Source organism: Streptococcus sp. 3167 (assembly GCF_013277175.1).
Taxonomy (GTDB): Bacteria; Bacillota; Bacilli; order Lactobacillales; family Streptococcaceae; genus Streptococcus; species Streptococcus pseudopneumoniae.
The window spans coordinates 1-4,811 of record NZ_VMML01000004.1 but is presented as its reverse complement, the minus strand read 5'-3'; the positions used below and the strand labels follow the sequence as shown (position 1 = coordinate 4,811).

Genomic DNA, 4,811 nt, shown 5'->3' with positions numbered 1-4,811 from the left:
TGCATCACTACCAGATGGACCTGCGTTGTATTAGCTAGTTGGTGGGGTAACGGCTCACCAAGGCGACGATACATAGCCGACCTGAGAGGGTGATCGGCCACACTGGGACTGAGACACGGCCCAGACTCCTACGGGAGGCAGCAGTAGGGAATCTTCGGCAATGGACGGAAGTCTGACCGAGCAACGCCGCGTGAGTGAAGAAGGTTTTCGGATCGTAAAGCTCTGTTGTAAGAGAAGAACGAGTGTGAGAGTGGAAAGTTCACACTGTGACGGTATCTTACCAGAAAGGGACGGCTAACTACGTGCCAGCAGCCGCGGTAATACGTAGGTCCCGAGCGTTGTCCGGATTTATTGGGCGTAAAGCGAGCGCAGGCGGCTAGATAAGTCTGAAGTTAAAGGCTGTGGCTTAACCATAGTAGGCTTTGGAAACTGTTTAACTTGAGTGCAAGAGGGGAGAGTGGAATTCCATGTGTAGCGGTGAAATGCGTAGATATATGGAGGAACACCGGTGGCGAAAGCGGCTCTCTGGCTTGTAACTGACGCTGAGGCTCGAAAGCGTGGGGAGCAAACAGGATTAGATACCCTGGTAGTCCACGCCGTAAACGATGAGTGCTAGGTGTTAGACCCTTTCCGGGGTTTAGTGCCGCAGCTAACGCATTAAGCACTCCGCCTGGGGAGTACGACCGCAAGGTTGAAACTCAAAGGAATTGACGGGGGCCCGCACAAGCGGTGGAGCATGTGGTTTAATTCGAAGCAACGCGAAGAACCTTACCAGGTCTTGACATCCCTCTGACCGCTCTAGAGATAGAGCTTTCCTTCGGGACAGAGGTGACAGGTGGTGCATGGTTGTCGTCAGCTCGTGTCGTGAGATGTTGGGTTAAGTCCCGCAACGAGCGCAACCCCTATTGTTAGTTGCCATCATTCAGTTGGGCACTCTAGCGAGACTGCCGGTAATAAACCGGAGGAAGGTGGGGATGACGTCAAATCATCATGCCCCTTATGACCTGGGCTACACACGTGCTACAATGGCTGGTACAACGAGTCGCAAGCCGGTGACGGCAAGCTAATCTCTTAAAGCCAGTCTCAGTTCGGATTGTAGGCTGCAACTCGCCTACATGAAGTCGGAATCGCTAGTAATCGCGGATCAGCACGCCGCGGTGAATACGTTCCCGGGCCTTGTACACACCGCCCGTCACACCACGAGAGTTTGTAACACCCGAAGTCGGTGAGGTAACCGTAAGGAGCCAGCCGCCTAAGGTGGGATAGATGATTGGGGTGAAGTCGTAACAAGGTAGCCGTATCGGAAGGTGCGGCTGGATCACCTCCTTTCTAAGGATAAGGAACTGCGCATTGGTCTTGTTTAGTCTTGAGAGGTCTTGTGGGGCCTTAGCTCAGCTGGGAGAGCGCCTGCTTTGCACGCAGGAGGTCAGCGGTTCGATCCCGCTAGGCTCCATTGGTGAGAGATCACCAAGTAATGCACATTGAAAATTGAATATCTATATCAAATAGTAACAAGAAAATAAACCGAAAACGCTGTAGTATTAATAAGAGTTTATGACTGAAAGGTCAGAAAATAAGGTTAAGTTAATAAGGGCGCACGGTGGATGCCTTGGCACTAGGAGCCGAAGAAGGACGTGACAAACGACGATATGCCTTGGGTAGCTGTAAGTAAGCGATGATCCAGGGATTTCCGAATGGGGGAACCCAACAGGTAGTACCTGTTACCCGCATCTGTTAAGGATGTGAGGAGGAAGACGCAGTGAACTGAAACATCTAAGTAGCTGCAGGAAGAGAAAGCAAAAGCGATTGCCTTAGTAGCGGCGAGCGAAACGGCAGGAGGGCAAACCGAAGAGTTTACTCTTCGGGGTTGTAGGACTGCAATGTGGACTCAAAGATTATAGAAGAATGATTTGGGAAGATCAGCCAAAGAGAGTAATAGCCTCGTATTTAAAATAGTCTTTGTACCTAGCAGTATCCTGAGTACGGCGGGACACGTGAAATCCCGTCGGAATCTGGGAGGACCATCTCCCAACCCTAAATACTCCCTAGTGACCGATAGTGAACCAGTACCGTGAGGGAAAGGTGAAAAGCACCCCGGGAGGGGAGTGAAATAGAACCTGAAACCGTGTGCCTACAACAAGTTCGAGCCCGTTAATGGGTGAGAGCGTGCCTTTTGTAGAATGAACCGGCGAGTTACGTTATGATGCGAGGTTAAGTTGAAGAGACGGAGCCGTAGGGAAACCGAGTCTGAATAGGGCGCCTTAGTATCATGACGTAGACCCGAAACCATGTGACCTACCCATGAGCAGGTTGAAGGTGCGGTAAGACGCACTGGAGGACCGAACCAGGGCACGTTGAAAAGTGCTTGGATGACTTGTGGGTAGCGGAGAAATTCCAAACGAACTTGGAGATAGCTGGTTCTCTCCGAAATAGCTTTAGGGCTAGCGTCGACATTAGAGATTCTTGGAGGTAGAGCACTGTTTGGGTGAGGGGTCCATCCCGGATTACCAATCTCAGATAAACTCCGAATGCCAAAGAATTATGGTCGGCAGTCAGACTGCGAGTGCTAAGATCCGTAGTCGAAAGGGAAACAGCCCAGACCACCAGCTAAGGTCCCAAAATAATTGTTAAGTGGAAAAGGATGTGGGGTTGCACAGACAACTAGGATGTTAGCTTAGAAGCAGCTATTCATTCAAAGAGTGCGTAATAGCTCACTAGTCGAGTGACCCTGCGCCGAAAATGTACCGGGGCTAAAACAATTTACCGAAGCTGTGGATACCTTTATAGGTATGGTAGGAGAGCGTTCTATGTGTGATGAAGGTATACCGTGAGGAGTGCTGGAACGCATAGAAGTGAGAATGCCGGTATGAGTAGCGAAAGACAGGTGAGAATCCTGTCCACCGTAAGACTAAGGTTTCCAGGGGAAGGCTCGTCCGCCCTGGGTTAGTCGGGACCTAAGGAGAGACCGAAAGGTGTATCCGATGGACAACAGGTTGATATTCCTGTACTAGAGTATGTAGTGATGGAGGGACGCAGTAGGCTAACTAAAGCAGACGATTGGAAGAGTCTGTCTAAGCAGTGAGGTGCGAATTGAGTCAAATGCTTAATTCTATAACATTGAGCTGTGATGGGGAGCGAAGTTTAGTAGCGAAGTTAGTGACGTCACACTGCCAAGAAAAGCTTCTAGCGTTTAAACGTACTCTACCCGTACCGCAAACCGACACAGGTAGTCGAGGCGAGTAGCCTCAGGTGAGCGAGAGAACTCTCGTTAAGGAACTCGGCAAAATGACCCCGTAACTTCGGGAGAAGGGGTGCTGACTTTAAGTCAGCCGCAGTGAATAGGCCCAAGCAACTGTTTATCAAAAACACAGCTCTCTGCTAAATCGTAAGATGATGTATAGGGGGTGACGCCTGCCCGGTGCTGGAAGGTTAAGAGGAGTGCTTAGCGCAAGCGAAGGTATGAATTGAAGCCCCAGTAAACGGCGGCCGTAACTATAACGGTCCTAAGGTAGCGAAATTCCTTGTCGGGTAAGTTCCGACCCGCACGAAAGGCGTAATGATTTGGGCACTGTCTCAACGAGAGACTCGGTGAAATTTTAGTACCTGTGAAGATGCAGGTTACCCGCGACAGGACGGAAAGACCCCATGGAGCTTTACTGCAGTTTGATATTGAGTGTCTGTACCACATGTACAGGATAGGTAGGAGTCTACGAGATCGGGACGCCAGTTTCGAAGGAGACGCTGTTGGGATACTACCCTTGTGTTATGGCCACTCTAACCCAGATAGGTGATCCCTATCGGAGACAGTGTCTGACGGGCAGTTTGACTGGGGCGGTCGCCTCCTAAAAGGTAACGGAGGCGCCCAAAGGTTCCCTCAGAATGGTTGGAAATCATTCGCAGAGTGTAAAGGTATAAGGGAGCTTGACTGCGAGAGCTACAACTCGAGCAGGGACGAAAGTCGGGCTTAGTGATCCGGTGGTTCCGTATGGAAGGGCCATCGCTCAACGGATAAAAGCTACCCTGGGGATAACAGGCTTATCTCCCCCAAGAGTTCACATCGACGGGGAGGTTTGGCACCTCGATGTCGGCTCGTCGCATCCTGGGGCTGTAGTCGGTCCCAAGGGTTGGGCTGTTCGCCCATTAAAGCGGCACGCGAGCTGGGTTCAGAACGTCGTGAGACAGTTCGGTCCCTATCCGTCGCGGGCGTAGGAAATTTGAGAGGATCTGCTCCTAGTACGAGAGGACCAGAGTGGACTTACCGCTGGTGTACCAGTTGTCTTGCCAAAGGCATCGCTGGGTAGCTATGTAGGGAAGGGATAAACGCTGAAAGCATCTAAGTGTGAAACCCACCTCAAGATGAGATTTCCCATGATTTTATATCAGTAAGAGCCCTGAGAGATGATCAGGTAGATAGGTTAGAAGTGGAAGTGTGGCGACACATGTAGCGGACTAATACTAATAGCTCGAGGACTTATCCAAAGTAACTGAGAATACGAAAGCGAACGGTTTTCTTGGTTTGAATAGATATTCAATTTTGAGTAGGTATTACTCAGAGTTAAGTGACGATAGCCTAGGAGATACACCTGTACCCATGCCGAACACAGAAGTTAAGCCCTAGAACGCCGGAAGTAGTTGGGGGTTGCCCCCTGTGAGATAGGGAAGTCGCTTAGCTCTAGGGAGTTTAGCTCAGCTGGGAGAGCATCTGCCTTACAAGCAGAGGGTCAGCGGTTCGATCCCGTTAACTCCCATTTTAGCGGGTGTAGTTTAGTGGTAAAACTACAGCCTTCCAAGCTGTTGTCGCGAGTTCGGTT

At 50.6% G+C, this 4,811-nt stretch carries 2 tRNA genes and 3 rRNA genes; all 5 read left to right on the top strand.

The annotated features are described in order from the left end of the window. Positions 1-1,329 (top strand): 16S ribosomal RNA (locus HT678_RS00435); the annotation flags it as partial. A gap of 51 nt (positions 1,330-1,380) precedes the next feature. Continuing rightward, positions 1,381-1,453, top strand: a tRNA-Ala gene (locus tag HT678_RS00430). A gap of 124 nt (positions 1,454-1,577) precedes the next feature. Further along, positions 1,578-4,479: ribosomal RNA gene (locus tag HT678_RS00425) — 23S ribosomal RNA — on the top strand. 76 nt (positions 4,480-4,555) lie between these two features. Then, positions 4,556-4,671, top strand: a 5S ribosomal RNA gene (gene rrf / locus HT678_RS00420). A 4-nt stretch (positions 4,672-4,675) separates the two neighbouring features. Then, a tRNA-Val gene (locus HT678_RS00415) sits at positions 4,676-4,748 on the top strand. Positions 4,749-4,811 lie beyond the last annotated feature (63 nt).